The sequence below is a fragment of the Donghicola tyrosinivorans genome (assembly GCF_003003355.1).
In the GTDB taxonomy this organism is placed as follows: domain Bacteria; phylum Pseudomonadota; class Alphaproteobacteria; order Rhodobacterales; family Rhodobacteraceae; genus Donghicola; species Donghicola tyrosinivorans.
The window spans coordinates 17,756-42,526 of the sequence record NZ_PVTQ01000024.1 but is presented as its reverse complement, the minus strand read 5'-3'; the positions used below and the strand labels follow the sequence as shown (position 1 = coordinate 42,526).

At 61.9% G+C, this 24,771-nt stretch carries 30 protein-coding genes; 12 read left to right on the top strand and 18 right to left on the bottom strand.

Annotated features, from left to right (window positions below; genetic code table 11):
• Positions 1–186 precede the first annotated feature (186 nt).
• From CLV74_RS20400 to CLV74_RS20390, 3 genes are all read left to right on the top strand, one after another.
• On the top strand, positions 187–459 hold the full coding sequence (locus tag CLV74_RS20400) for a WGR domain-containing protein (protein ID WP_072704049.1): 273 nt from the start codon (positions 187–189) through the stop codon (positions 457–459).
• 187 nt (positions 460–646) lie between these two features.
• The gene (locus tag CLV74_RS20395; RefSeq protein ID WP_072704046.1) at positions 647–1,822 is read left to right on the top strand and encodes a nucleoside triphosphate pyrophosphohydrolase family protein; all 1,176 of its coding nucleotides are present in this window, start codon (positions 647–649) and stop codon (positions 1,820–1,822) included.
• Positions 1,819–2,505 carry a uracil-DNA glycosylase gene (locus tag CLV74_RS20390; RefSeq protein ID WP_072704026.1) on the top strand — a complete coding sequence of 229 codons (687 nt, stop codon included), beginning with the start codon at positions 1,819–1,821 and terminating at the stop codon, positions 2,503–2,505. Before CLV74_RS20395 ends, CLV74_RS20390 begins: the two co-directional genes overlap by 4 nt.
• Here the strand turns inward: CLV74_RS20390 and CLV74_RS20385 are convergent.
• The 8 genes from CLV74_RS20385 to CLV74_RS20345 all read right to left on the bottom strand — a co-directional run bounded on the left by CLV74_RS20385 (position 2,502) and on the right by CLV74_RS20345 (position 9,705).
• On the bottom strand, positions 2,502–3,278 hold the full coding sequence (locus CLV74_RS20385; RefSeq protein ID WP_245888634.1) for a hypothetical protein: 777 nt from the start codon (positions 3,276–3,278) through the stop codon (positions 2,502–2,504). The two genes, CLV74_RS20390 and CLV74_RS20385, sit on opposite strands and share 4 nt — an antisense overlap.
• Positions 3,250–3,933, bottom strand: a complete 684-nt coding sequence (locus tag CLV74_RS20380) for a C1 family peptidase (protein WP_245888633.1) — start codon at positions 3,931–3,933, stop codon at positions 3,250–3,252. The genes CLV74_RS20385 and CLV74_RS20380 overlap by 29 nt, the downstream gene beginning before the upstream one ends.
• A complete protein-coding gene (locus tag CLV74_RS20375; RefSeq protein ID WP_245888632.1) occupies positions 3,934–4,947 on the bottom strand; it encodes an ImmA/IrrE family metallo-endopeptidase in 1,014 nt (337 codons plus the stop codon).
• A gap of 3 nt (positions 4,948–4,950) precedes the next feature.
• Positions 4,951–5,325, bottom strand: coding sequence for a helix-turn-helix domain-containing protein (locus CLV74_RS20370; RefSeq protein ID WP_007803310.1), 375 nt, complete (start codon positions 5,323–5,325; stop codon positions 4,951–4,953).
• Positions 5,322–5,648, bottom strand: a complete 327-nt coding sequence (locus CLV74_RS20365; protein WP_007803312.1) for a hypothetical protein — start codon at positions 5,646–5,648, stop codon at positions 5,322–5,324. Before CLV74_RS20365 ends, CLV74_RS20370 begins: the two co-directional genes overlap by 4 nt.
• Before the next feature lie 262 nt (positions 5,649–5,910).
• Complete coding sequence (locus CLV74_RS20360; RefSeq protein ID WP_106268396.1) at positions 5,911–7,050, bottom strand: Fic family protein; 1,140 nt, start codon at positions 7,048–7,050, stop codon at positions 5,911–5,913.
• Positions 7,051–7,766: 716 nt separating this feature from the next.
• Entirely contained in the window at positions 7,767–9,047 is a 1,281-nt protein-coding gene (locus tag CLV74_RS20350; protein ID WP_058249053.1) for a multicopper oxidase family protein, read from the bottom strand.
• A 76-nt stretch (positions 9,048–9,123) separates the two neighbouring features.
• Positions 9,124–9,705: a L,D-transpeptidase gene (locus CLV74_RS20345; protein ID WP_058249054.1), complete on the bottom strand. Its 582-nt coding sequence runs from the start codon at positions 9,703–9,705 to the stop codon at positions 9,124–9,126.
• A gap of 187 nt (positions 9,706–9,892) precedes the next feature.
• Between CLV74_RS20345 and CLV74_RS20340 the strand changes: the two genes are divergently transcribed.
• The 8 genes from CLV74_RS20340 to CLV74_RS23045 all read left to right on the top strand — a co-directional run bounded on the left by CLV74_RS20340 (position 9,893) and on the right by CLV74_RS23045 (position 15,788).
• The gene (locus tag CLV74_RS20340) at positions 9,893–10,717 is read left to right on the top strand and encodes a DUF305 domain-containing protein (RefSeq protein WP_186009226.1); all 825 of its coding nucleotides are present in this window, start codon (positions 9,893–9,895) and stop codon (positions 10,715–10,717) included.
• Positions 10,717–11,478 (top strand): glutaredoxin family protein, encoded by a 762-nt coding sequence (locus CLV74_RS20335; protein WP_186009227.1) that lies wholly within the window; start codon positions 10,717–10,719, stop codon positions 11,476–11,478. The genes CLV74_RS20340 and CLV74_RS20335 overlap by 1 nt, the downstream gene beginning before the upstream one ends.
• Before the next feature lie 33 nt (positions 11,479–11,511).
• Positions 11,512–11,922, top strand: a complete 411-nt coding sequence (locus CLV74_RS20330; RefSeq protein ID WP_058249055.1) for a hypothetical protein — start codon at positions 11,512–11,514, stop codon at positions 11,920–11,922.
• Between the two features lie 62 nt (positions 11,923–11,984).
• Positions 11,985–12,200 (top strand): hypothetical protein, encoded by a 216-nt coding sequence (locus CLV74_RS20325; protein ID WP_106268394.1) that lies wholly within the window; start codon positions 11,985–11,987, stop codon positions 12,198–12,200.
• Complete coding sequence (locus tag CLV74_RS20320; protein ID WP_058249056.1) at positions 12,197–13,597, top strand: TolC family protein; 1,401 nt, start codon at positions 12,197–12,199, stop codon at positions 13,595–13,597. The genes CLV74_RS20325 and CLV74_RS20320 overlap by 4 nt, the downstream gene beginning before the upstream one ends.
• Positions 13,594–14,961, top strand: coding sequence for a multicopper oxidase family protein (locus CLV74_RS20315; RefSeq protein WP_058249057.1), 1,368 nt, complete (start codon positions 13,594–13,596; stop codon positions 14,959–14,961). Before CLV74_RS20320 ends, CLV74_RS20315 begins: the two co-directional genes overlap by 4 nt.
• Before the next feature lie 26 nt (positions 14,962–14,987).
• The gene (locus CLV74_RS23050) at positions 14,988–15,476 is read left to right on the top strand and encodes a cupredoxin domain-containing protein (RefSeq protein WP_058249058.1); all 489 of its coding nucleotides are present in this window, start codon (positions 14,988–14,990) and stop codon (positions 15,474–15,476) included.
• Between the two features lie 24 nt (positions 15,477–15,500).
• Positions 15,501–15,788: a copper-binding protein gene (locus tag CLV74_RS23045; RefSeq protein ID WP_058249059.1), complete on the top strand. Its 288-nt coding sequence runs from the start codon at positions 15,501–15,503 to the stop codon at positions 15,786–15,788.
• A gap of 38 nt (positions 15,789–15,826) precedes the next feature.
• Here CLV74_RS23045 and cueR read toward each other — a convergent pair whose 3' ends face one another.
• Both cueR and CLV74_RS20295 read right to left on the bottom strand, forming a co-directional pair.
• Entirely contained in the window at positions 15,827–16,228 is a 402-nt protein-coding gene (cueR, locus tag CLV74_RS20300) for a Cu(I)-responsive transcriptional regulator (protein ID WP_058249060.1), read from the bottom strand.
• Positions 16,229–16,238: 10 nt separating this feature from the next.
• The gene (locus CLV74_RS20295; RefSeq protein ID WP_106268392.1) at positions 16,239–18,746 is read right to left on the bottom strand and encodes a heavy metal translocating P-type ATPase; all 2,508 of its coding nucleotides are present in this window, start codon (positions 18,744–18,746) and stop codon (positions 16,239–16,241) included.
• A gap of 159 nt (positions 18,747–18,905) precedes the next feature.
• On the opposite strand from CLV74_RS20295, the gene CLV74_RS20290 reads away from it, so the two are divergent.
• Complete coding sequence (locus tag CLV74_RS20290) at positions 18,906–19,100, top strand: heavy-metal-associated domain-containing protein (protein WP_058249062.1); 195 nt, start codon at positions 18,906–18,908, stop codon at positions 19,098–19,100.
• 40 nt (positions 19,101–19,140) lie between these two features.
• On the opposite strand, the gene CLV74_RS20285 is transcribed toward CLV74_RS20290, so the two are convergent.
• The 8 genes from CLV74_RS20285 to CLV74_RS20250 are packed head-to-tail and all read right to left on the bottom strand — an operon-like array spanning position 19,141 to position 24,631.
• Positions 19,141–19,872, bottom strand: coding sequence for a DsbA family protein (locus tag CLV74_RS20285; protein WP_058249063.1), 732 nt, complete (start codon positions 19,870–19,872; stop codon positions 19,141–19,143).
• Position 19,873: 1 nt separating this feature from the next.
• Complete coding sequence (locus CLV74_RS20280; RefSeq protein WP_106268390.1) at positions 19,874–20,311, bottom strand: c-type cytochrome; 438 nt, start codon at positions 20,309–20,311, stop codon at positions 19,874–19,876.
• Complete coding sequence (locus CLV74_RS20275) at positions 20,308–21,693, bottom strand: multicopper oxidase family protein (protein WP_058249065.1); 1,386 nt, start codon at positions 21,691–21,693, stop codon at positions 20,308–20,310. The genes CLV74_RS20280 and CLV74_RS20275 overlap by 4 nt, the downstream gene beginning before the upstream one ends.
• Before the next feature lie 55 nt (positions 21,694–21,748).
• Positions 21,749–22,654, bottom strand: a complete 906-nt coding sequence (locus CLV74_RS20270) for a c-type cytochrome (protein ID WP_058249066.1) — start codon at positions 22,652–22,654, stop codon at positions 21,749–21,751.
• Between the two features lie 2 nt (positions 22,655–22,656).
• Positions 22,657–23,223, bottom strand: a complete 567-nt coding sequence (locus CLV74_RS20265; RefSeq protein ID WP_106268388.1) for a c-type cytochrome — start codon at positions 23,221–23,223, stop codon at positions 22,657–22,659.
• A gap of 38 nt (positions 23,224–23,261) precedes the next feature.
• A complete protein-coding gene (locus CLV74_RS20260) occupies positions 23,262–23,576 on the bottom strand; it encodes a hypothetical protein (RefSeq protein WP_058249068.1) in 315 nt (104 codons plus the stop codon).
• Positions 23,576–24,034, bottom strand: coding sequence for a c-type cytochrome (locus CLV74_RS20255; protein ID WP_058249069.1), 459 nt, complete (start codon positions 24,032–24,034; stop codon positions 23,576–23,578). The genes CLV74_RS20260 and CLV74_RS20255 overlap by 1 nt, the downstream gene beginning before the upstream one ends.
• Positions 24,035–24,058: 24 nt before the next feature.
• Positions 24,059–24,631: a L,D-transpeptidase gene (locus CLV74_RS20250; protein WP_058249070.1), complete on the bottom strand. Its 573-nt coding sequence runs from the start codon at positions 24,629–24,631 to the stop codon at positions 24,059–24,061.
• Positions 24,632–24,771 lie beyond the last annotated feature (140 nt).

The window sequence follows — 24,771 nt, the reverse complement described above, 5'->3', positions numbered from 1 at the left end:
AACCACATTGACCCCATCATGAAGCAACGCACATAACTGAAAGGCGGGTCAAATCTTCATGACAATGCTGGGTCAGTTCTCGGTGACATCTAACAGGCGTGAGCCCCCGACTTCAATCCGGGACAGAACATTGTGGAAACGTCGAAGAGCGCTTGATATTGTGGTCTTGAGAGAGGCGCCAACAACATGTTCGACATATCGCAGCAAATGGAAGTGTTCCCGACGACGGTCGATCTCAAGCGGATCGACCCGTCTCTCAACATGCGGCGGTTCTACAGGATGAGCGTTCAGCCGGACCTCTTCGGCGGCGTGAGCTTGGTGCGGGAATGGGGTCGGATCGGCTACCGTGGCCAGATGCTGGTCGAGCAACAAGATGACGAGGGCAGGGCGGTGAACGCTTTGATGAAGCTGTCGGCGACGAAGAAGCGGCGGGGGTACCAGTCGTCATCCAAGATGTGATCCGCGCACCAGAAGACCGCTTTATGATTGCTCCAGCCCTAGCCGTTCGGTGTGCCTAGCTTCGGTTCTTGGAAAGTCCCGTGAGCGCAAAGTCACTTTTTCTTGCCGGACTGACCGCAATCGATTCAAATGACAGATACAAGATATAGGTAGCCTCGCATTCAGCTATCACACATTTGGAGGACGGATGTCAGACGATTTCATTCCATTGTCAGTGCAGGAATTCTCAGCGGATGCGCTTGCGACGGACCTTCGGCGGGACGCAGATTCCCTCAACTTCCCTTTGCTTGGCCTCTTTGGAGAGGTCGGGAGCCTTCTCTCTGAAGTGAAGAAGAAGCAGAGAGACCCGATCTCCTATCGCGCCTACGCGGCTGCGGTTACAGAAGAACTCGGCGACGTACTTTGGTACTTCAACCTGGTTGCTGCTAGGGCAGAAATCTCGTTCGCCGATATTGTCACCAACCTTGCCAGCGATAGCGAGAACTGGCTATCCGCAACCGGAGAGCCGCTCACCTTTGAGGCTTTGCAGCCGTCTGTACTGACCGCTGGACAGTCACCGTCACCGGCCTTTGAAGCAACCCTCATCGAGTTGGCGGCTGCAACCGGGCTTCTTATGGCCGATCAATCGAACAACGAGCTCCAAAGGGATCGCCGACGTCTCGGACCCCGACTTGTCGCGATTCTCGAGATACTCATTCGCGCGGCCAATGAAGCGGGCGTCACACTGGAAGCTGCGGCCATCAAGAATCGAGCGAAGACGACAGACCGATGGCCCATCCAGAAGGCATACCCGCCCTTCTTCGATGCAGACTTGCCCCCGGAAGAACAGCTGCCCAGGAACCTCAAGATCAACATATTTGAACGGGAGGTTGGTGGCAAACGCTACGTCTTCCAGACCTGCAACGGCCTCAACATCGGGGATCGACTGACGGACAACGCCATGACACCGGATGACTACAGGTTCCATGATGTCTTCCATTATGCCTACGTCGCTATCCTTGGCTGGTCGCCAGTCACTCGTTCCCTTTTTCGGTTGAAACGCAAGAGTCGGCCAAAGATCGACGAGGCCCAAGACGGAGCCCGCGCCGCATTGATCGAGGAGGGGATCGCGACCTGGATTTTCGGACAGGCCATGGAGATGGATTTCTTTCAAGACCTGAAGGCCGGGGAGTTGCCGTTCGACCTATTGAAGCAGGTCAGACAGTTCGTTCGCGGCTACGAAGCCGAGAACTGTCCGACCTGGCTGTGGGAAGAGGCCATCCTGCAAGGATACGCAGCATTTCGCTATCTGCGCGAACATCGCCGTGGAACTGTTATCCTAGATGCCGTAGAGCGGCGGCTAAACATCGAGCCGTTGACATGAACACTCCAGAATCCTTTGTCGAAGAACTTGCCGCTGTAGATTTGGTGAACACCTTTAATCCGTACAGCGACATCTGCCCAATTCACGATACCGTCGATGCTGCACGCGCTCGACGCGAGAACCTGAAGCGGTGTCTTGAGGCCGCGATGAATGCCCGTGCTGATACTATCTGGATAGCAAGGGACCTCGGGTACCGGGGGGGACGGCGTACCGGAGTACCCTTGACCGACGAAGCACATCTCACGGAAGCTGAACATCTGTTTGGCGGAATAACCCTTGCTCGGGCTACGACAGGACCGGCACTTGCCGAACGTACGGCGACAGTCACTTGGCAGCTTCTTTCGTCAATTGGCAGGCCAGTAATGCTGTGGAATGTGTTTCCGCTTCACCCGCACGCGCCAGATGATCCCATGACCAACCGCTCACATCGCAAAACGGAGCGTTCGGCGACTTGGCCATTTCTGTTGGCACTCCTGGAGATGCTTCAACCTAAACGCTTGGTGGCAATTGGGCGTGATGCGGGAGAAGCTCTAGCAGATTTGGACCTTCCTGTCTCTCAGGTCCGCCATCCGAGCTATGGTGGGCAAAGCGAGTTCATTGCTGGCATCGAGGCAATATACAATCTCTCAAGTTCGGCCCGGCGACCGGAAACGGCAACTCTGCCTTTCGCTGAGTTTGCCTAGGTATTGGCTTCAGACAGACTATCAATCTCGTCGAGGAGTGCTCGAAGCTCGCCGCGTGTTGTAGTCCCCCCGCAGGCTGATCGTGGCAGGTCGATTGTCGCATGTGACGACAGCACGGTCAGGGATCCAATCTTGAGTCCGGCTTCAGTGGCCACAAACGACATCAACTGGCCGAGACCAATCAAGTTTCCGAGTAGCTTTTCGACATAGTAGTGGTTCCGGTAGATCGCTGTGAGTGTGAGCGTCTCCGGATTCCCTGCCAACAGTTTGAAGCTGAGAAAACTGAGGCACTGTCCGCCGTAAGGTGAACGATCAACGTCGCGAGCAGGATCGAAAAGAGCAAGCTCAAATTTGTTCCTTGCCCTGACCGCCGGGTCCCTCATACGCGTGACGACGTCCCAAAGCGGATTGCCGGCCGGGGCACCGGGCCAATCGACCATCCGCTCGAAATAGTATCCTGACCATCTTTCGTTGCGTCGTACCGTAGGCAGAACTCGGTCGCGAAACCGGTTGAAGAATTCCGGGGCACCATATCTATGATAGAGTGCCTCAGGAAAGATCGTGTTGGCGATGGTCCGGACGGATTTGTCGTGCCGGAGCAAGAATTCATTGACGGCATTGACGCTCGCGTCGCTCAACTTTGCCCCGGCGGTCGGGTCATCGACTGACATCAGGACGTTGTGCGCCTCGTGTCCGGGTTCGCTATCAACGCAACGAACCGCTTCGCGCCAAGTTCTTACACAATCAGGCTGTGGCGGAATGGCCAGATACATCACATTCGTCCGTCAATATTGCCAAGGCATACATGTGCTTAGCCAGAAAATCCTCAGTTAGCCAAGCATACCCGCTCAAACCCCAGGTCGGTCCCCAGCTATTTCGCACCAGAATGACACGTTTCGTCGCCGCTTTCCCATGGCCGACCGCGATAACAGCATGTCGCGGCGTTGGAAAAACCTCGTCACCGGTGATTTGGTCGATGACTCCATCCGATGGCGGATTAAAGAAACTTCTCGTCAGGACTGAAAGAACAATAGCAGGGACGTTGGAATCCAACGCATCGCAAACTCGATCGACTTCGTGGCTGGTCTTCTGACTTTCGCGCCCAAATAAACTTCCGACGGATGATGGGGGGCGATAGTGCCTCAGGTCCGTGGGCAAACGCGGAATGTACGGCCATCCACTTTCCGATGGCTGGCCGGTATCGCGAAGCGCGGCCAGCATGTCGTCGAGAAATGCTCCCTTATATGGAGAGCGCCCGGTACGTTTTTGTGCGTGGTAGAAGGCGAACTCACATGACAGAGGATCCCAGCCGCTCCGCAATGCAGCATGGGCGTCGCTGGCAGCAAACGCCAAGCAAGTTGGTCGCGCACCTTGATCCCTGACGGGGCCAAACTTCGCCCGTAAATCTACGTCTATCGTTACAGTCACTCAAGCGGCCTCCAGTAGTCTTCGCCGCTCAGCACGTGAAAGGCCTTCACCTTCGGGGCCTGTCAGGTCGAGGTCCAACTCGAGTCTGGAGTAACTCTGATTGTGATCCCAGGGCCGTGTTTCATCCAACACAAGGCGACCTCGGTACTCTTCCGGAGGCCTTGCTGTGACGCGCCGTATTCCAGGATCACCGACGCTATCTGTTTCGAGCGCTTCGATTTCATTACTGACGATGGCGAATCCGCTCTCCTGCAATTGATGGATGTTCCAGAGATATCCTCCGTTGCTGTGCTCGGTGAGCTTGAGAACGAATAGATCGTTACGACTGCCATCAATCAGCGCACCAGCGTCGCGTTCGGTAAGTAGCCATACATCGCCACGATAGTTTGTCGGTCGATGATCAGCGAGAAGCGCTTCTTTCAACGCCTTTGGCTTTGTCTGCAAAAGCTCGCGGGCCTGCTTCGCAGCAATCATCCTGTACCGAACTAGGGTCCAGCACAACGCCTCGTAGCTCACCCCAAGTCGCAGACTGAACTGGTAAATCACGTTTGCGCGTCGAAAGTCTGGCACAGTCCAATTCTGCCGCCTCATGTGTAGGGCCAGCAGCCATTTGGGCATGAGAAACGCGACTGCGAAAGCGTCGGCTTCGACTTCTTGATAGTCGTGGCCCGGATCGAAATTGGCTGGCATTCGACGGAGGATACTCGCTTCATCGTCGAGGCTGGGCTGATGGTTCAGAAGACAATGGCCCAGCTCATGTGCGGCCGTAAATCGCTGGATACTCATGGGGCGCTGAGTGGTGACGAGAATCCCTTGCGATGGGACATTAAGATATGCTCCGAGCAATCCGTCGAGCGGCCGGAGGAGCAAAGGCACGTCAAGTTCATTGATGAGAGCAAAAACGTTGACTGAACCGCCTGAAGTTTCGAGCCGCTCTCGCACGCCTAGTTGCCGGTGTGCTCGAGCCGCCGCAGCTGCTCCGCCGCGAACTGCCTGCGAATAATTGGAAACCACTGGCTACTCCTGGGTTGCGGCCGAGCGGGCGCGCAAGTACTCGGCAAAACGCCCCAGTTCATCCCGGTCTTGCCGAGACAAGTCTGCGGCTTGTCGTGCAAGGTGCGCTACATCTACCGGCAAACTCCCAGCTGCATCGTCTTCTCCGATGAAATACGCGACCGGTTGTCGATACAGCTTCGCGAGCCGGTTCAACTCCAGTGCCTCGACACGGCGGTTTCCTGCCTCGATCTCTGACAACGCGGTTCGCTGGATCTTGAGGTACTGGGCCACCTCGTCTTGTTTAAGACCCAAATACCGACGAGCTTCCCGCAGCCGCTCCCCCATCTCCTGCCGAGCTTCTTGGTCATCGTCGTTCGTCCGCTTCGCGACGCTCATGCTGACACTCCATTCTTCTTTTTCCACTGCTGTTCCAGCCGCGGGATTAGGTGATCCAAAGCGTCTTGCACCGAGTTGTATCCGCCAGTGCGTACCGTCGCATCCGCCGGCGTAAAGCCAAGCACTGGTTCGACAGCGCACAGGAGCTCCACAACTACAAGAGAATCCATCGGTACAGGTGCGACTGCCGCAACCCCAGATGATGCTGGCAGTACAATTCCGTGCATGCTGGCTTCAGCCTCCGCCGCGAGCATGAGCTCGTCACGAAGCACAAGTTCCAGATCCTGCTTCGGAAACAGTTTCGTCTTGGTGGTCGTTTGCATCGTCCATGTCCGAATAGCTGTCTTGCGCTCAATATAATGTTGGAAAATCCAACATGCAAGGCCGTTCACCAGTCGCTTTCGGGCAGGCTAGAGTCGCCCCGAGCTTTTCCGGGATGCGACCAAAGGGGCATCTGTGCTGCGGAAACAAAGATTTCCCGGACAAGCGCCGGTTGTGACGAAGTGTATCGGGCGCGTTCCCAAACCCACCAACGTGAGCTCAAGTCTTGGGTCATGTTACATAAAACGGATTCTCGGATTTTTGTTATTGTACTGTTTTTGCTGCAGAAAAACCCTTGTCTCCATCGAGCTTCAACCAGTATCGCGTGTGTCTCAGCTCGCCAGTTCGGTTCAGCGCGCCCTTCTCGACCAAGTCCTGTAGATCGCGGGTCGCGGTTGCGCGGGATGTGCCGGTGATCTTGAGGTAGTTATCCGCGCTTAGGCCGCCGCTGAAACCTTCGGGTCCTTCACGGAACATCCGCGCGATGGCCTTGGCCTGGCGGTCGTTCAGGTGATCTCTATGTCGATCGTAAAAGTGTGCCTTGTTGATGAAGAACGCTACGCGGTCGAGTGTGATCTGCTGCGCCTTCAAGACAATCTCTGCGAACCAGATGAGCCACGCCGTCACGTCAAGCGTCGTTTGATGCCGCTTGAGTTGGTCGTAGTACTCTTTCCGCTCTTTCTCGATGGTGAAGGCGAGCGAGATTAGGGTCGGCTGGCCAATGTTCTGCGCCAGCGACTTTTCAGCGAGCGCGCGGCCCAGGCGGCCGTTGCCGTCTTCGAATGGGTGGATGCTCTCGAAATAGAGGTGGCTTAGCCCGGCACGCGTCAGGGCGGGAAGCGGCTCTGCTCCCCGCGGGCCGGTCCTATTGAACCAATCCGCGTATCGCTCCATCTCAGGCATGACCTGCGCCGAAGGCGGCGCTTCGAAATGGATCGTCGGTCGGTCAAAGCGGCCGGAAACGATTTGCATCGATTCGGCGTGTTGTCGGTAGGCTCCGATGGTCTCTAACCGACGGTCATGGGACAGCAGCATCCGATGCCAGCGGTACAGCGTCTCGTGGCTCAGCGGCTCCGCAAAGCTGGAATAGACGTCAACCATCATTTCCGCGACGCCCTGTTCGCGCGGTTTGGCGGGATAACTGTCGGGATCGAGTCCCAGATGGCGCCGCAGCGAAGACTGGACGCTGAGCCGGTCGAGGATTTCGCCTTCGATGGCGCTGGTCTGCATGGCTTCGTCGCTGAGTAACTCGATGCGGAGTTGCTCGCGATCCGGCGGGTTGACATGATGGACTGCGCCGAGGATTTCTCCGGATGACAGCAGAAACCTCTGTTCGAACGGCTCCAGAGCGGAGGCGTCATACCGGAAATCCGGCCAGTCGGGCAGTGTCCAGTTCCAGGTCATGAGGTATAGGCACCCTTTCTATAAATCAAGATTAGAGCATTGGTGAGGCATAGAGGTCAATGCTATGGCTCAGAAATCCGGAAAGGAGATTGCCCAATGTGCGTCCATGGTCAGCTTTGCTGGCCACATCAATCTTGCGCTTTGCCGCAGATCAAAGCTGCAATACCCTGCGTGAAGAGACTCAAGCGCCATCAAGAGCGCTGCCAACAAGAGGACAGCAGATGCATCCACTGATCTACTCGTGCAAGTTGGTCGAAATCCCGCGAAACCTCGCGAGATTTGGCCTGAAACCTGGAGACCAGCTCGATCTCCGCTAGGTCGAAGACCGGGTCGAGGTCCTTGCCAAACCCAAGGGTCTGATCGCCTGGATGTTTGGCGGCGATGCGAAACCAGTTGGCCAAATCGATGAAACTCACTGCCGGCGTATACAGCCTTTCATGGCGGAGGCACGCAAGTTTAGGATCAAGGTCGTCGACATCGATGGTTTCGTCAAAGAACCGAAAGGTGTCTCGGTCTCCATATGGGTCGATTCCTGATCCGGAAACACCGTTTCGTCAGCGTGGATTTGCGGTGCACAGCGGTTTCCTGAATGTCGCAGTGCTTCGGTGGCGGTACTTGGGTCTGCCAAGCGGGCTGACGTTTCGCGCGTAGTCCTGATTATGTTGCTTACGACTCCTTTTGGTACGCCCTTCATAATATATCAGAAATAGCTGCCTTCAACTGACAGTCAGCCACGTCGCCATGCCATCGGCTTGATGGCTGAGCATGTGGCAATGCAGCATCCACGCGCCCGGATTGTCGAGGACGGCGGTGATGGCGCGTGTCTCTCCCGCCGCCAGCAGGGTCGAGTCGCGCAGTGGCCCGAGGTCTCCCGAGGTGTCCAGTTCGTGGAAATGGTGGCCATGCAAGTGCATGACATGGGGAAAGCCGGTGCGGTTCTCGATCTCGATGCGCATGGTCTGGCTGCGCTTTGCCGCGATCAAGGGACGGCTTGGAAGGCCCGACACGTCGTTCAGCGCCCATGTTCCAGTGCCGCGATGCGCAGGCGCGCCCGCGCCGCCTTGCAGCACCAGCCTTGTGGTGTGATCCGGCGTGCCGGGACGGGTCATGCGGTTTGGCGGCAGGGTCGGGATCGGCGCAGTCGAGGGGCTGCGCGTGCCGGTCACTGTCAAATGCCCCAGCAAGTCGTTCGCCCCGTCATAGGTGTCGCGCAGCGCCACCGGGCCGGTCACATCTGCGATCACGTCGCAGCGTTGACTGGGGGCCAGCGCCATCGGCGCCAGCGCCTGCGGGACCTCCAACGGCATCCCGTCCAGCGCCACGATCTTGCCCGCCAGCCCGGTCACGGACAATCGATAAATGCGGTCGATGGACGGGTTGATGATCCGCAGGCGCAGCCTGTCGCCTTGCTGCACGCTGTTCCGCGACAGGATCGCGGTCTTGATATTGCCAAGCCGTCCCTCGGTGGCAAAGCGCGCGGGATCGAAGCTGTCATCATACTGACCGTCCGCATCCAGCAGCAGGTCGAACAACTGCACGGTGATGTCGTGGTCGACGGCGGGCGGGTCGCGTTCCTCGACGATGAATGCCCCGAAGAGGCCCCTGCTGACTTGTTCATACGACAGATAATGCGAATGGTACCAATAGGTTCCCGCATCGGCTAAGTCGAACCGGTAGTCAAAGCGTTCGCCGGGGATGACCACATCCTGCGTCAGCACGTTCACGCCGTCCATGCGGTTGGGCACGCGCAGCCCGTGCCAATGCACCAAGGCCCCGTCGTTCAGCCCATTGTCCAACCGGATCTGCGCCGTATCACCTTGGCGGAAGCGGATGTCCGGCCCCGGCACCCCGCCGTTGAAGCCCAGCATCGGCAGGCGCCGCCCGGCGACCTGCGTGACGATCTCTTCGGGGCGCAGCGTAATGCGGGAGCCGCCCAAAGCTGGCGTCGCCAAGCAGGCGGCCAGCAGGGACAAGGCCTGTCGTCGGTTCACCTTCATGGAAACCCCGTTATCCAAAATTGCGGAGGCGCTTTTCAGACAGGCGCGGACAAAGGTCAACCAACCCGCCGGGGCCTCACGCGGTCGTCACCTTGGGGTGCAGGGTGACGCGGGCGCCGATCTCGACCCGTTCATACAGGTCCTTGACGTGCTCGTTGGTCAGCCGCGCGCAGCCGTTGGACACGGCGCTGCCGATGGTCGAGGGCGCATTGGTGCCGTGGATGCGCAGATAGGTGTCACGCCCCTGATCGTCATGCAGGTACAGCGCCCTTGCGCCGAGCGGATTGTTCGGGCCGCCCTTCATGCCGTTCTTGTATTTGGCATATTTCCCCGGATCGCGGCGGATCATCGACTGGGTCGGGCGCCACCACGGCCACTTGGCCTTGCGCGCGACAGTAAAGACGCCGGATTCGTACAGCCCCTTGCGCCCGACGCCCACGCCATACCGGATCGCCGCCCCGTCCTTCCCCATCAGATACAGGTGGAACTCGTCTGGCACCACGTGGATGTCCCCAGGCAGCCAGTCTGTGCGACCGGTCTGCACGGCCGTCGGGTTGAAGTGGTCGGGCAATGTGACCTGATGGGCGCGCGCCAGCGTCGGCGCGGCCAAGGCCATGGCCAGCCCCGTTATGATCGTGCGGCGTGTATATCCAGTCATGACATCTCCTGTTCTCGCATGCGTTTCAGCAGGCCAGCCCGCAATGCCTGCGCCCAGTCAAATGCCCGTGATCCTGCCCTGCGCAGGCGGGCCTGTTTCCCCGAAAGCACGGAATTCGCGCCATTTCGGAACCCTCCAGCGCTGGAAGGGCGTTTGCTTCACATGTGAGCCAAGCGGGAGAGGATTGATGAAGTATTCCAGATTTTTCCTGATGATCGGCACGTCGACGCTGGTGATGTTCGTGCTGATGTATCTGAACACCTACCTTCTGGGGCACGTCTTCTTTTCGGAAACGCGGGCTTGGATGGCTGTGCTGATGGGGGCCACGATGGCCTTTGTCATGCTGTCCTTCATGCTGTCGATGTACACCAACAAGGCGCTGAACGCGGGCATCTTCGTGGGCTCCGTCGTGGTCTTTGCGCTGTCGCTCTGGCTGGTGCGCAGTCAGGTCACGGTGCAGGACCGGTCCTTCATGCGGGCGATGATCCCGCACCATTCGATTGCCATCATGACCTCATCGCGGGCCGAGATCACCGATCCGCGCGTGGCGACACTGGCCGAGGCCATCGTCTATGCGCAGGACAAGGAAATCGCCGAGATGCGCTATTTGATCGCCGATATCTCGGCCAATGGCGAGGCTGATCCGACCGGCGAGACCGCCGCGCCCGAGGTGGTCGACGCCCGACAGGCTCTGTCGACCGAGGTGACCGCCACCGTCGACCCGGAATTCCTGACCGCCGACGACATCACCAAGGCCCTGCCCGAAGGTGCCACCTGCCGGTTTACCTACACCGCCACCAGCCCCGCCGTTCTGGCCGTGGGCAAGGACGCGGCAGTGATGAAGATCAGCGGCGACCTCGTGCGACTTGACCGGCAGGGTGACGGCTTTGCCGCCGACCCGCTGAGTGCCGAACTGCACAAGGGTGATGACCTGACCGATCTGATCGTCACGGCCGGGCCGGATTACTCCGCCGGGTTCCGCGGCCAATATACCTGCGAAGGAGGTCAATGATGCCCAAGGATACAACGCAAACCGCCACGCTGTATCGGATGGTCATGCCCGACCATCTTTGCCCGTTTGGCCTGAAATCCAAGGACTTGCTGGAACGTCAGGGCTATACGGTCGATGACCACCACCTGACAACGCGCGAAGAAACCGACGCGTTCATGGAAAAGCACGGGGTCGAAACGACGCCGCAGACCTTCATCGACGGTGTGCGGATCGGCGGCTATGACGACCTGCGTGTGCATTTCGACCTCGACCCGCCCAAGGACGAACAAAGCGACACCAGCTACCAGCCGGTCATCGCGATCTTTTCCGTCGCGGCGCTGCTGGCGCTGGGGCTGTCGTGGCACCAATACGGCACGGTCCTGACGCTGCGCGCGCTGGAATGGTTCATTTCGCTGTCGATGACGATCCTCGCGATCCAGAAATTGCAGGACGTCGAGAGTTTCTCGACCATGTTCCTGAACTACGACCTGCTCGCCCGCCGCTGGGTGCCCTACGGCAAGGTTTACCCGTTCGGCGAGGCGTTGGCGGGCATCCTGATGACCGCCGGAGCCCTGACATGGCTGTCGGCCCCGGTCGCGCTGTTCATCGGCACGGTTGGCGCCGTCAGCGTCTTCAAGGCTGTCTACATCGACAAGCGCGCGCTGAAATGCGCCTGCGTCGGCGGGTCGTCGAAAGTGCCCTTGGGGTTTGTGTCGCTGACCGAGAACCTGATGATGATCGCCATGGGCCTGTGGATGGGCAGCAAGGCACTGTTCGGGTGATGGTCTGAAAAATGCCTTTTTTCCCGCGCCTACATGCTCGGCACGGAAATTTTGGCCACACGTTTTGGTGACTTGCCGGGTGTCGTTTTCTCGCTTATCGATTCACGAATGTCTCACTGGATTCGCGCACTTCTGGTCAAATTTCAGGTCGTCGCCCTTTTTCTGGCGATGGCCCTGATGCCGTCCAACGCGTCCGCGATGATCCTGTGCGACGGACACGAGGCGACCATTGAGCAGGCGCACGACCACGCCAGTCAAACAACGGACCACGCGGTTGATCACGCTACGGATCATTGCGCATCGCATATTTGCGTCCTCGGCGATCTACGGTCAGCGGATGCGGAGGCGCCGCGCGCCATTCCAGTGTCGATCCGGTCCTGGGACATAGCTTCGCTTGTCATCACCGCAATTCCCGAAGGTTTGCAGCGCCCCCCACGTGCCTGATGCAGCCCCGCCGCGGCGATTCGCCTGCGGATAACTGCATCTGACACGACGAGGGACTACCAGTGAAACTTGCTATTGCGGCTGGATTGCCGCTGCTCGTGGGTGCCTGTGCGGCACTTCCCGAGCTTGACACCGCGCCTGGGTTGACGGCCGCGTCTGTGACGCCGCCTGCGACCATGGCGCAACCTGGACCGAATGTGGCCTATCTTGGCTACCGGCTTCAAGAACCCGCTGACTGGCGCAGCCTGAACGATGCACAGCGGGAGGGCGGCAAATGAAACTGCCGTTGATGCTCGGCGCGGCGCTGCTGGTGGCAGCCTGCGCCAATCCCGCTGTAATCGAGCGCGCAAAGGCCGACCGTGCCGGTTTCGTCAGCGTCGAAGAGGGCGCCCGCAAGGCCGTCGGGGCTGTGCCCGTTTGGAACCAGTCCGCTGCCGATATCGAGGCCACGGAAAGGCGCGTGCACGCCCTGGTCCATGGCAAGACGATCAGCGCCGATACCGCAGTGCAGGTCGCGCTGATCAACAACCGCGCGCTTCAGGCCAGCTTTGCCGAGCTGGGACTGTCTTCGACGGACCTGTGGGAGGTGGCCATGGGCCCGGTGCCCACGCTCGGCGTATCCGTTTCGGGCCTGGCGGGTGACGTGACCCGCACGCTCGAGGCGACCGTGGCGGGCGCGCTTCTGGATCTTGCAACGACCAAGCCGCGTACCCAGCTGGCCGAAGTCCGCTTTCGCCAGGCGGAACTGGCGGCGCTGGCACAAACCATTGACCTTGCCGTGGAAACCCGCCGCGCCTGGATCGAAGCGGTCGGGGCCTTCGAGGCGGCCGCGCTGATCGGACAGACCCACGGCACGGCCGAGGCCGCATCGGAGCTGGCGGTGCAGTTGGGCCGGACCGGCGCCATGAACAAGGCCGACCAGGCGCGCGAACATGCCTTTACCGCAGAACTGGCGGCTGAACGCGCCGCCGCCCGGCTGGAGGCACAGCTGGCCAAGGAAAAGCTGCTGCGCCTGATGGGTCTGTGGGGGAGCGCCACCACCGTCTACGTGCCCGATGCGCTGCCCGCCCTGCCGCGCGGTCCGCGCGCGGCAGGCAACATTGAGCAGCAGGCACTGGCCAACCGCGTCGACCTGGCCGCGGGCAAGCTGGAACTGCAGGCCATCGCCTTGGATTATCGTCTGACCGGCAAGACCCGCATGGTGTCCGACGCGGCGCTGGTCGCCGGGGTCGAGCTGGAGCGCGCCAACGGCGAAACCGAGGCCACGCCCGCGCTGGCGCTGGATTTCGAAATCCCGCTGTATGACACTGGCCCGCTGGTGTCGAAACGCGGCCGCATGGCCTACCTGCAGGCGGCGAACACCCTGGCACAGCAGGCCATCGACGCGCGGTCGGACGCGCGCATGGCCTACAAGGCGGTCACGGGGCGGCACAACATCGCGCGACATTGGCGCGACCAGGTACTGCCGCTGCGCCGCCAGATCGATGAAGAGGCGCTGCTGTCCTACAACGGCATGCTGACCTCTACCTTCGAACTGATCGCCGACGCGCAGGAGGGGCTGGACTCCCGGCTGTCCGCCGCCGAGGCCAAGCGAGACTACTGGCTCGCCGAAACTGAAGCGACCGCCGCGATCTGGGGCGGATCCGTAACCCTGTCCAAAGGAGGGGAAGAATGATGAACCGTCGTCAATTGCTGGGCGCCGGGCTGACCGCCGGTGCCGGTGCCGTGCTGGCCTCGGCCGCCGCCGCGGAAACCCGTTTCCGCGACCTGCCAGAGGCCGCCTTTACCGACATCCCCTACACGCAGGTGCCAGACCGTCCCATGACCGGACTGGATTATAACCCGGTCGTGACGCTGAACGGCTGGTCCCTGCCGTGGCGGATGAACGGCAACGTGAAGGAATTCCACCTCGTCGCCGAGCCGGTCGAGCGCATCATGGCGGATGGCATGATGGCGCGGCTGTGGGGCTATAACGGCCAATCCACCGGCCCCACCATCGAGGCGGTCGAGGGCGAGCGCGTGCGCATCTACGTGACCAACCGCTTGCCGGAACACACATCCGTGCATTGGCACGGGCTGATATTGCCTTCGGGGATGGACGGCGTCGGTGGCCTCAGCCACCCCGCGATCCCGCCGGGCAAGACCTTTGTGTATGAGTTCGACCTGACCAAGTCCGGCACCTTCATGTACCACCCGCATGCGGATGAGATGGTGCAGATGGCCATGGGCATGATGGGCCTGTTCATCGTGCATCCGCGCGACCCGGCCTTCATGCCGGTGGATCGGGATTTTGCGTTTCTGCTGGCGGCCTACGACATCGATCCCGGCACCTACATCCCGCGCGTGGCCGAGATGACCAACTTCAACATGTGGACCTGGAACAGCCGGATTTTCCCTGACATTGATCCCTTGGTGGTGAACAAGGGCGACCGGGTGAGGGTGCGCTGTGGTAACCTGACGATGACCAACCACCCGATCCACATGCACGGCTACGACTTCCATGTCACCTGTACAGATGGCGGCTGGGTGCCCGAAACAGCCCGCTGGCCGGAGGTCAGCATCGACATTCCCGTCGGTGCCATGCGGGCCTATGAATTCGACGCAATCCACGAAGGTGACTGGGCGATCCATTGCCACAAGTCACACCACACGATGAACGCCATGGGCCATGAATTGCCCACGGTGATCGGTGCCGACAAGACCCGACTGACCCAGATGATGCGCCGCCATCAGCCCGGTTACATGCCGATGGGCACCGCCGGAATGGCCGACATGGGCGAGATGTCCATGGAAATCCCCGAGAACACCATCCCGATGATGGCGGGCTGGGGACCCCATGGCCCGCTGGAAATGGGTGGCATGTTCAGTGTCGTGAAGGTCCGCGAGGGCATCGACCGCGACGATTACAGCGATCCCGGCTGGTATCAGAACCCGCCCGGAACCGAAGCCTACGAATGGACGGGCGAGCTGCCCGAACACGCAAGCAACACCAGCCCCAAAACCGTGATCACGCCGCGCGGCGGCGTGCGGCAGGGTTGATGCAAGAGCACAGGAGAAACGCGCTCATGAGAACTGCACTTCTGATACTGGGGCTGGCCATGGCGCCCGCCCTGGCCCCTGTCCCGGGCTTGGCAGACGCCGGACATGGCAGCGGGCAGATGGCCGTCGGCATGCCCGCCATGCACGGCCATGAACCCACCCGCACGATCGACGTCATCATGCGGGAGGATTACGACAAGGACGCGCCTTTCGTCTTTGAACCCTCGGCTGACATGGTCTTTGCGGCGGGTGAAACCGTCCGTCTGCACATCGTCAACATGGGCGAGGAAACCCACGAGTTCGTCATGGACACGATGGCGGAAAACGCCGAGCACAAGGTGTTGATGGCAAAGTTCCCCGAGATGGAACACGACGACCCGAACTCGGTACGACTGGATCCCGGCGAAGAGGCCGACATCCTCTGGACCTTCAACAAAGCGGGCAAGTTCGAATTCGCCTGCCTCCTGCCCGGCCACTACGAGGGCGGCATGCACGGCGCCCTTATCGTCAACTGATCTTCAATCCACAGGAAATCCAAAATGAACAAACTTCTGAAACTGTCCGCCGCCATGATCCTTGCAGCCGGGGCCGCGTTGGCTGAGGGCGACCACCCGATGTCCTCGGGGACCGTAACCAAGATCGACACCAAGTGGAACAAGGTCACAATCGATCACGGCCCGCTGGAAAATCTCGACATGCCCGCCATGAAGATGGTGTTCGATCTGTCCGATCCGACCATGCTCGACGGTTTGAGCGAGGGTGCCAGGATCACCTTCCTTGCAGAGCGGGTGAACGGTAAACTGACCGTCACCGAACTGTCGAAGTGAAACTGCTGCGCGCCCCTGTTGCGGGGCGCGCTTGCACGTCAGGCTTGGTTCGCGTCGCTGCGCGCCAGATCCTGAAGGATCGGGCAGTCGGGGCGGTGATCCCCGGCGCAGGCGTGGATCAGCGTGTCGAGGGTGGCGCGCATGGATTGCAGCTGCGCGATCTTCTCATCGATCTGCCGCAGGTGTTCCTCGGCCACCGCCTTGACCTGCGCACTTTCGCGGTGATCGTCCTCATACAGCGCCATCAGCGTCCGGCAATCCTCGATGGTGAAGCCAAGCGCGCGGGCCCGGCCCAGAAAGGCCAGCTTGTGCAGGTCGCTTTCGCGGAAGCTGCGATAGCCGTTTTCGCTGCGCTGCGGGCGGATCAGCCCGATATCCTCGTAATAGCGGATGGTCTTGGGCGGCAAGCCCGATTGGCGGGCGACGTCTCCGATGTTCATTCTTGCCTCCTTATTCCGCCGGGGCGGCCACGGGCGCCGCGCCGCTGCGGGCCGGATCGGCCCGTTCCGACATCGCGGGCGCGACGCGGCGCAGGCGCAGCGCGTTGGTCAGGACAAGGACCGAGGACAGCGCCATCGCCCCCGCCGCCAGCATCGGCGACAGCAGCACACCCCAGACCGGGTACAGGGCCCCTGCCGCCACCGGGATCAGCGCGGTGTTGTAGGCGAAGGCCCAGAACAGGTTCTCGCGGATGTTGCGCATGGTCCGGGTCGAGACCTCGACCGCGTTGACCACCCCGCGCAGGTCGCCCGACATCAAGACCACATCGGCGGATTCGATGGCCACGTCGGTGCCGGTGCCGATGGCAATGCCCACATCCGCATGGGCCAGCGCGGGGGCATCATTGATGCCATCCCCGACAAAGGCGACGCGGCGGCCTTGGCGCAAGGCCTCCAGCGCGGCGACCTTGCCATCGGGCAGCACCCCGGCGACGACATGATCGATGCCGGTTTCGCGGGCGATGACATCCGCCGTGGCCTGCTTGTCACCAGTAATCATGGCGACGGTCAGCCCCTTGGCGCGCAGGGCGGCGATGGCCGCCTTGCTGGCGGGTTTCACCGGATCGGCCACACCGATCACCGCCGCGACCTGCCCGCCGATGGCGGCGAACAGCGCGGTGCGGCCAGTCTCCGCCAGTTCCGCCTCGCGATCCGCCAAGGCACTGACATCCACACCTTCACGCGTCATCAAGCGGTCGGCACCGATCAACACCTCCCGGCCCTCGACCTCGGCGCGCACACCGTAGCCCGTGACCGAGGCAAACCCCGCGATCTGCGGCAGGGTCATCCCCTCGGCCTGTGCGGCACGCACGATCGCCTCGGCGATCGGGTGCTCGGACTGCGCCTCGACAGCGGCCACCACGGGCAGCACCCCGGCGCGGTCAAAGCCCGGCGCCAGCACGAGGTCCGTCAATTCCGGGCGACCCTCGGTCACGGTGCCGGTCTTGTCCAAAGCCACGACCTGCACGCCATCCAGCGCCTGCAACGCGTCACCCTTGCGAAACAGCACGCCCAGTTCGGCGGCGCGCCCCGTGCCCACCATGATCGAGGTCGGCGTGGCAAGACCCATCGCACAGGGGCAGGCAATAATCAGCACCGACACACCCGCCACCAAAGCCATGGTCAGCGCGGGCTGCGGCCCGACGACCAACCAGACCAGCACGGTCAGCACAGCGACGCTCATGACGGCGGGGACGAACCACAGGGTGATGCGGTCGACCAAGCCCTGAATCGGCAGCTTTGCCCCCTGCGCCTCTTTGACCATGCGGATGATCTGCGCCAGCGTCGTATCCTGCCCGACGCGCCCCGCGCGGACCGTCAGGCTGCCGGTGCCGTTGACCGTGCCGCCGGTCACGCTGTCGCCAATGTCCTTGGCCGCCGGAACCGGCTCTCCGGTGAGCATGCTTTCATCGACACGGCTGGCGCCCTCTGTCACCTCGCCATCGACGGCAATACGCTCGCCCGGGCGGACCAGAACGATGTCCCCTTGCGCCAGTTCCTCGACCGGGATTTCCACGGTCTCGCCGCCGCGCAGCACGCGCGCGGTCTTGACCTGCAACCCCAGCAGTTTCTCGATGGCGGCACCGGTGCGCCCCTTGGCGCGGGCCTCAAGGAACCGGCCCAGCAGGATCAACACGACGATCACCGCCGCTGCCTCGAAATAGACGGCACGCAGGGCGTCGGGCAAAAGCCCCGGCAAGAAGGTCGCCACGACCGAATACATATACGCCGCCCCGGTGCCCACCGCGACAAGGCTGTTCATGTCCGGCGCGCCCTTCAGCAATGCGGGGATGCCCTTGGCGTAGAACATCCGCCCCGGCCCGGCCAGCACGAGGGTCGTCAGCAGGAATTGCAGCACCCAGCTGGTCTGCTGGCCGATGGTGGCGTTGATCCAGTGGTGAAAGGCCGGGAAGACATGCCCGCCCATCTCCACGATGAAGACCGGCAGCGCCAGCGCCGCGGCAAAGGCCATGCGCCGCGACAACGCGCGGGCCTCTTCGGCCTTGCGGGTGCTGCGATCCTCGGTGTCGGTGGCCTCGGCCAGCCGGGCGGGATAGCCCGCCTGCGTGCTGGTCGCGACCAGCTGGGCCGGGGTGACGGCCCCTTCGGCATAGGTGACGGTGGCGGTTTCGGCGGCGAGGTTCACGTTGACCTCCAGCACGCCCGGCACCGCCGCCAGCGCACGATCCACCCGCCCGACACAAGACGCGCAGGACATGGACTCGACGGTCATCGTCACCCGCCCGGTGCGCGCCGGATAGCCCAGATCGGCCAGCGCAGCCACGACCTCGCCCGCGCGGTCGGGGCTGTCCACCTGCATCCGCGCCGATTCAGACGCGAGGTTCACCGACACGTCGCTCACGCCCTCCAGAGTCGACAGTCCGCGATCCACGCGGCCCACGCAGGACGCGCAGGACATGCCTTCGACAGACAGGGTCAGGGGAATCGGGTCCGACATGGGGGGCTCCTTCGCTTTGATCTTGCGGCAGAGATAGGGCTTCCAGTCACTGGAGGGTCAAGGGCCGAAAATAAATTTCTGCGCCGCTCCGACCATCTTGACCTTCCCCCCGCTGGAACCTCTATCTCCCTGTCAGTCAAAATCCGGAAAGGTATGAACATGGACTTCAAGGTTCCCGACATGAGCTGCGGCCACTGCACCTCGGCCATCGAGAAATCGGTCAAATCGGCAGACCCGGCGGCGCAGATCGCCTGCGATCTGGACACCCGCACGGTGCGTATCGACAGCGCGCTCAGCGCCGATCAGCTGTCGGCTGCGATCAAGGACGCCGGATACGAGTCCACCGCAGCCTGAGCGACACCGCTGCCCGCGCATGGACGCGGGCAGCGCACATTCATTCAGCGGCTTGGCGCGCTTCGGCAACCAGCTTGGCCAATTGGTCGGTTTCAACGAAACCGGGCACCAATGCGTCGCCGATCACGAAAGACGGGGTGCCGTTGAACCCAAGCGCCTGCGTCAACTGCATCGAGGTCGCGATATGGTCTTCGACTTCCGGGGCATCCATGTCGGCACGTAATTGCTCGATGTCCAGACCCACCTCTTCGGCCACGCGTAGCACGCTGGCCTCTTCGGCGCGGCCTTCGTTACCCATCATCGCCCAATGGAAGTCTTCGTATTTTCCCTGCTTGCGGGCCGCCAGCGCAGCCTTTGCGGCAAAGACCGAGCCGTCGCCGAGAATCGGCCATTCGCGATAAACCAGACGGATGTTCGGATCCGCGTCGATGAGCGCGCGGACCTCGGGTTTCACGCGGCGGCAATAGGGGCAGTTGTAGTCAAAGAACTCGACCACGGTCACGTCGCCGTCGGGATTGCCCAGCACCGGGGCGTTCGGGTCATTCTCGATCAACTCGCGCTGTGTGTCCAGCGCACGCGCCTGCGCATCGGCCTGCGCGCCCGCCTGACGTTGCTCAAGGATCGCCACCGCTTCCATCACGATTTCCGGGTTCTCGCGTATCGCTTCGAGAACCAGCTCCTTGATCCGCGCCTCGTCGAGATCCTGCGCCAGGGTCGGCAACGGCGTCAGCGCGACCAGCGCCAGAGCAAGTATGGGGGTTTTGAATGTCATGTCAGTTGTCTCCGTTTTCCATGTCGGCCTTGCTGCGTTCGGCCTGCACCTGCTGGGTCCGGTCTGGCCAGGTGGAGCGGATGTAGGCGAGGATGTTCCTGATCTGTTGATCGCTCAGTCGGTCGTCAAAGCCGGGCATGCCGCTATCGAACTCCATGCCCTGCTGTGCCATGAAGCCCTTGCCGCCCAGCTTGGTATAGCCGAACAGCACGCGGTCGCTGTGATGCCAGGTGTGGCCGGTTTCGTCATGCGGCGGGGCAGGCAGTCGGCCATCCGGGCCGGGCGCGCGCCAGTCGGGCTGCCCCTGCAACTCGGCCCCGTGGCAAGAGGCGCAATTCTCGGCATACAAGACCTCGCCTTCGGCGATATCCGGCGTGTCGGCCAATGCGGTCTGCGCCAGAACCAGCGCGGCCCCGATGATGGATACTGACCCCTTCATGTGACCTCCAACCATGTGGTCATGCCGGACGCGGCGTGTTCAAGCATGTGGCAATGGAAGAGCCACTTGCCCGGGTTGTCCGCGACAAAGGCGATTTCCCGGGTCTCGTTCGCGCCGATCAGCAGCGTGTCGCGCATCGATCCTGTCTTACCTTGGGTGACCTCACGGAAGTGCATACCGTGAAGGTGCATGGCGTGGGGAAATACGGTGTCATTGGTGATCGCGACCCGCGCGTGGTCGCCCCGCGACAGCGTCGTCAAGGGCGTGTCGGGCATATTCGCCACGTCGTTCAACGCCCAGAAATAGCCCGCTGCCGCGAGCTGGCGAAAGCCCTTGCGTTCACCGTTCAGCACCGCCGCGTTCATCCGTCCCATCGCGCCGCCCGACATGTACAGCTTGACTGGCGTGGCATTGGCCAGATCGAGCAAATCCATTCGCGGATTGGGTGGCAACGCGGCGGGGGCGGCGCGAGCCACCTGCGCACCCTGCCCCGTCACCGTAAAGGCCACCTGCGGAAAGGGTTCATTGGTATCGACATTCAACAGCGCCGCCGGTTCGCCCTGCGCGGCGGTGATGTCGACGAACAAGTCGATCCGCTGCGCCGGACCCAGCAGGAGCGTGTCCGCGACCGGCTGCGGCTGTGCCAAGGGCATCCCGTCAAGTGCGACGGTCCAGCCCGTCATCCCCTGTAGCCGCAGCGCAAAAATGCGCGCGTTGGCGGCATTGATCAGGCGCAGCCGCAGTCGGTCGTTCCGCTGTGCCGTCAGGGTCAGATTATACTGACCGTTGGTGGTGACGTAGTTCCCGCTTCGCCCGCCGTGGCTCATCATCATCGGCTGGTCAAACGTGTCGGCGATCTGACCGGTTTCAGGGTCGATCAGCCAGTCGTCGAGGATCAGCACCTCGTCGCGATCCACGTCAGGGGCATGAGGCTCTTCGACGATCAACGCACCGCGCAGTCCGCGCGCAACCTGCACGTATGATCGGTTATGCGCGTGATACCAATAAGTTCCGGCATCCGGCACGGTGAAGTCATAATCAAAGGTCTCGCCCGGCCGCACCGCGTCCTGCGTCAGGCCCGACACACCGTCCATGACGTTGTCGATGCGGATGCCATGCCAATGCACGGAGGTGGCCTCGGGCAGGTCATTGACCAGTTGTCGTTGCACGCGCGCGCCTTGCGGCACACGGATCTCGGTGCCGGGGACCGCGCCGTCATAGCCCCAGATGCGCGTCTGCGGGTAACCATTGGGCAGCAGTTGCAGGCTGGCCTCGCGCGTGACCAGAGGTATGGCACCGCTGAGGGACTGCGCCCGCAGTGGCAGGCCCAGACCCGCCGCCGCCCCCGCGAGGGCAAGGAAAGTGCGCCGCGTGTATGTCATACGCTTGTGTCCTTTGCAGGGGACGAGGGCCACCGTGGCCCCCGCCCGTCTCGTGTCAGTCCGTCTGCCCGCCGTCTTCGCCTTGCAGAAGGTAGGTCGCCATGGCGGTCCGGTCCTCGGGTGTCATGAAGCGCGTGTTCTCGCGCACCACTTCGGACATGCTTCCACCAAAGGCATCACCCGAAGGCGTCAACCCGGTTTCCAGCGCATACGCCAGCGCCGAAACCGTCCAGCCGCCCTCTTCCAGCGCCTGCGGTTGAATCGAGGGTGCCTTGCTGCCGCCGGGCAGAGCCGCGTTTCCGGCGAACCGTGCAGCAAGGTCTCGCCCCCCGGCAAGATTGCGGGGGGTATGGCAGGCACCGCAATGGGCTGGGCCGCGGACCAGTTCCCGTCCCCGGTTCCATGCGTCGCTGCGGCCCTCGACCGGCCGGGTGTCCGGGTCGTGGAGAAAGGCCGCGCGCCACAGTTTCAGCCCCCAACGCTGATCGAAGGGGAACCCCACCACATGATCGGGCGCAGGGTCTGCAACGGGCGGCACCGTCTGGAACGCCGCCCAGAGATCGGCGATGTCCTGATCGGTGAAGTCCGCGTAAAACGCATAGGGAAAGGCCGGATAATACGGGGTTCCGTTTGGCCCGACCCCCTGCCGGACCGCCCTTGCGAATTGCTCGACCGTCCAGTTGCCAAGGCCACTGACCGGGTCAGTGGTCAGATTTGGCGGGTGGAACGTGCCAAAAGGCGTATCCAGCGGCGCGCCGCCCGCAAGAGGCGCACCGCCTGCCTCGAAATTCGAGTGGCAAGAGATGCAGCCGCTGGCCCGTGCGAGATAGGCACCGCGATCAACATTGCCTGACAAGGTGATCGGGACGGTGGCAGCGCCGACCGGCCAGACGACCAGCGACACCACCCCCGCAAGCGCGACCGTGCCCAGCACCGCCGCGCCCATAAGGATGCGACGCATGGTCAGTCATCCTCGGCGCGGAAGCGCGCATGGCAGGCGGAACAGACCTGCGTGGTCATGTTGAAGGCCGCATCGGCGGGCATGGCACCGATGGCCTCAGCGCTCATCATGTCGGCTGAGTCGCCCATCATGGACCCGCCCCCCATCATGCTGCTCCCGCCCATCATGGCACCAGCGCCCATGCTGCCATCGCTTCCCAGACCGTTGGCCGCCGCCAATTCCAGCCCGCGCGCATAGGTTTCCAACTGGTCAGCCAGATCAGTGAAGCGGGCCCAGTCCTGCCAGATCTCATCCTTGGCCTCCGACGGGGCACCGCCGCTGCCTTCGGGGAATTGCTCTGTCAGGGCTTTGCCGGCATGGGCCTGAAAGGTGAGGGCGGCGGCGCGCAGGGCCTCCGCGTCATAGGCCGTTTCGCCGCGCATCATGGGAGTGACGGTTTTCACCGCCTTACCCATCGCCATCATGGCCTCCATGCGTTCCTTGACGATGCCTGTGGCGCTGCCATGGGCAAGTGCGGTCACGGTGGTGCCGGCAATCAGGATGGCGGCGGTCAAAGTCGTTTTTTTCATAGTCTCATGTCTCCGTTGATCGTTTTTCAGCTGAGTCATCAGACACGATATCGCGGCGGGGGTGGATCATCGGTAAAGCGCCAACCCTCGTCCAACCGAGCCTCCGAAAGCCGTGGCGTGTCGAGCCGAACAGGTGTGACCTCCGGCATATGAAGCGCAAGGAAGATCACCGCAGGGGCGCAGTCGATACCGGGGTGGCAATGGCCCTGTGCCTCGGAATCATGCACATGGTCCTCGACGGAGGCGATCCGGCGGCTTTCGGGATGCGGGTCGAACTCGGTCACGCCAAGCGACGCCAGCACCATCGTGCAGAGCAACACCAGACACAGCCGAAGTCCCACCCGAACCCGCATCAGTTGATCCCGTTCGCCCGCTGCAATTCCCGCACATAGGCGACGATCATCTTGACGTCGCCGTCGGTCACGCCGTCGATTTTCGGCATGTTGCCGAAGTTCCAGTGATGAGATTGCACGCCGTTCTTGGCTGCCATGAGAAAGGCCATGTCGCCATGATGGTTCGGCTCGTAGATCTTGTGGACCAGCGGCGGCGCGATGCCGTTCTGTCCTGCGGCGTTATCGCCATGACACTTGGCGCAGGCCGCTTCGAACATGGTCTTGCCCAGCTTTGCACTGGCCGACAGGTCATCGGGAAGAGAGACCTCGGCAATGGGCGCACCTTCAGCAATATTGCTGGTGTCCGGCGGCACCATCGAATGCCCTTGCGGCGCGTCCTGCGCGCCAAACACCTGCCATCCCAGTGCCGCGACACCACCGATCAGAACGACCCCGATCAGGCCCGTCAACTTGTCCATCTTGTCTGTCCTGCTTGTTTGATTTCAGATCAGTTTGACCTGTGTGCCAAGCGGCGCGCGGTCGTAGACCTCTTCGATCTGTCGGTTGTAGAGACCAATGCAACCGTTCGAGGACTTGCGTCCGATCTTGCGCGTGTCCTGCGTTCCGTGGATCCGGTAGTAGGTCCATGACAGGTATAGCGCCCGTGTTCCCAGGGGATTGGTCGGGTCGCCGCCCTCGACATATGCGGGCCATTCCGGGTTGCGTTCGCGCATCGACGGGGTCGGCGCCCAGCCGGGATTCTTGCGTTTTTCGACGACTTCGGTGTAGCCACGCTTGGTCAGTTCATCCGTCAGCGGAACCGATGTCGGATAGATCCGCATTTCACCCTCTGCAGTCCAGTGCTGCAGCATCTTGCTGGCGGTGTCGGCGATGATGATGCCCTTGCCAAGGTTATCGAAATGGTCATGCCAGTCATGGGTCCGAAATGCCGAGATGTTGCGCCGTTGCACATCCCCGGCGGCGCGCAGGATGCCCGGCGCTCCGATCAGACCGGCAGAGGCCATGGCCGCGCGCAGAACGGCGCGACGCGTCTGTTTCTGTCTGGTCATGGTCATACCCTCCGTCAACTTTGGCAATGATAGATACAGGCCGGGCCGCACACATCAATCGCAGCAGGGCCAGAGAAATGTATCTGTTTGTATCCTTGACCTTCCGCTGCCGGAGGGTGGCATAACCGCCATCGACGACACCGCGA

What these genes read in the sequence shown, in the direction of transcription:
- CLV74_RS20385 (WP_245888634.1), bottom strand. Translation starts at nt 3,278, where the DNA reads ATGTATCTGGCCATTCCGCCACAGCCTGATTGTGTAAGAACTTGGCGC.
- CLV74_RS20255 (WP_058249069.1), bottom strand. Translation starts at nt 24,034, where the DNA reads ATGGACAAGTTGACGGGCCTGATCGGGGTCGTTCTGATCGGTGGTGTC.
- CLV74_RS23045 (WP_058249059.1), top strand. Translation starts at nt 15,501, where the DNA reads ATGAACAAACTTCTGAAACTGTCCGCCGCCATGATCCTTGCAGCCGGG.
- CLV74_RS20400 (WP_072704049.1), top strand. Translation starts at nt 187, where the DNA reads ATGTTCGACATATCGCAGCAAATGGAAGTGTTCCCGACGACGGTCGAT.
- CLV74_RS20290 (WP_058249062.1), top strand. Translation starts at nt 18,906, where the DNA reads ATGGACTTCAAGGTTCCCGACATGAGCTGCGGCCACTGCACCTCGGCC.
- CLV74_RS20265 (WP_106268388.1), bottom strand. Translation starts at nt 23,223, where the DNA reads ATGAAAAAAACGACTTTGACCGCCGCCATCCTGATTGCCGGCACCACC.
- CLV74_RS20250 (WP_058249070.1), bottom strand. Translation starts at nt 24,631, where the DNA reads ATGACCATGACCAGACAGAAACAGACGCGTCGCGCCGTTCTGCGCGCG.
- CLV74_RS20315 (WP_058249057.1), top strand. Translation starts at nt 13,594, where the DNA reads ATGATGAACCGTCGTCAATTGCTGGGCGCCGGGCTGACCGCCGGTGCC.
- CLV74_RS20275 (WP_058249065.1), bottom strand. Translation starts at nt 21,693, where the DNA reads ATGACATACACGCGGCGCACTTTCCTTGCCCTCGCGGGGGCGGCGGCG.
- CLV74_RS20370 (WP_007803310.1), bottom strand. Translation starts at nt 5,325, where the DNA reads ATGAGCGTCGCGAAGCGGACGAACGACGATGACCAAGAAGCTCGGCAG.
- CLV74_RS20390 (WP_072704026.1), top strand. Translation starts at nt 1,819, where the DNA reads ATGAACACTCCAGAATCCTTTGTCGAAGAACTTGCCGCTGTAGATTTG.
- CLV74_RS20280 (WP_106268390.1), bottom strand. Translation starts at nt 20,311, where the DNA reads ATGAAGGGGTCAGTATCCATCATCGGGGCCGCGCTGGTTCTGGCGCAG.
- CLV74_RS20320 (WP_058249056.1), top strand. Translation starts at nt 12,197, where the DNA reads ATGAAACTGCCGTTGATGCTCGGCGCGGCGCTGCTGGTGGCAGCCTGC.
- CLV74_RS20285 (WP_058249063.1), bottom strand. Translation starts at nt 19,872, where the DNA reads ATGACATTCAAAACCCCCATACTTGCTCTGGCGCTGGTCGCGCTGACG.
- CLV74_RS20330 (WP_058249055.1), top strand. Translation starts at nt 11,512, where the DNA reads ATGCTCGGCACGGAAATTTTGGCCACACGTTTTGGTGACTTGCCGGGT.
- CLV74_RS20345 (WP_058249054.1), bottom strand. Translation starts at nt 9,705, where the DNA reads ATGACTGGATATACACGCCGCACGATCATAACGGGGCTGGCCATGGCC.
- CLV74_RS20260 (WP_058249068.1), bottom strand. Translation starts at nt 23,576, where the DNA reads ATGCGGGTTCGGGTGGGACTTCGGCTGTGTCTGGTGTTGCTCTGCACG.
- CLV74_RS20395 (WP_072704046.1), top strand. Translation starts at nt 647, where the DNA reads ATGTCAGACGATTTCATTCCATTGTCAGTGCAGGAATTCTCAGCGGAT.
- CLV74_RS20360 (WP_106268396.1), bottom strand. Translation starts at nt 7,050, where the DNA reads ATGACCTGGAACTGGACACTGCCCGACTGGCCGGATTTCCGGTATGAC.
- CLV74_RS23050 (WP_058249058.1), top strand. Translation starts at nt 14,988, where the DNA reads ATGAGAACTGCACTTCTGATACTGGGGCTGGCCATGGCGCCCGCCCTG.
- CLV74_RS20350 (WP_058249053.1), bottom strand. Translation starts at nt 9,047, where the DNA reads ATGAAGGTGAACCGACGACAGGCCTTGTCCCTGCTGGCCGCCTGCTTG.
- CLV74_RS20270 (WP_058249066.1), bottom strand. Translation starts at nt 22,654, where the DNA reads ATGCGTCGCATCCTTATGGGCGCGGCGGTGCTGGGCACGGTCGCGCTT.
- CLV74_RS20340 (WP_186009226.1), top strand. Translation starts at nt 9,893, where the DNA reads ATGAAGTATTCCAGATTTTTCCTGATGATCGGCACGTCGACGCTGGTG.
- CLV74_RS20365 (WP_007803312.1), bottom strand. Translation starts at nt 5,648, where the DNA reads ATGCAAACGACCACCAAGACGAAACTGTTTCCGAAGCAGGATCTGGAA.
- CLV74_RS20295 (WP_106268392.1), bottom strand. Translation starts at nt 18,746, where the DNA reads ATGTCGGACCCGATTCCCCTGACCCTGTCTGTCGAAGGCATGTCCTGC.
- cueR (WP_058249060.1), bottom strand. Translation starts at nt 16,228, where the DNA reads ATGAACATCGGAGACGTCGCCCGCCAATCGGGCTTGCCGCCCAAGACC.
- CLV74_RS20335 (WP_186009227.1), top strand. Translation starts at nt 10,717, where the DNA reads ATGCCCAAGGATACAACGCAAACCGCCACGCTGTATCGGATGGTCATG.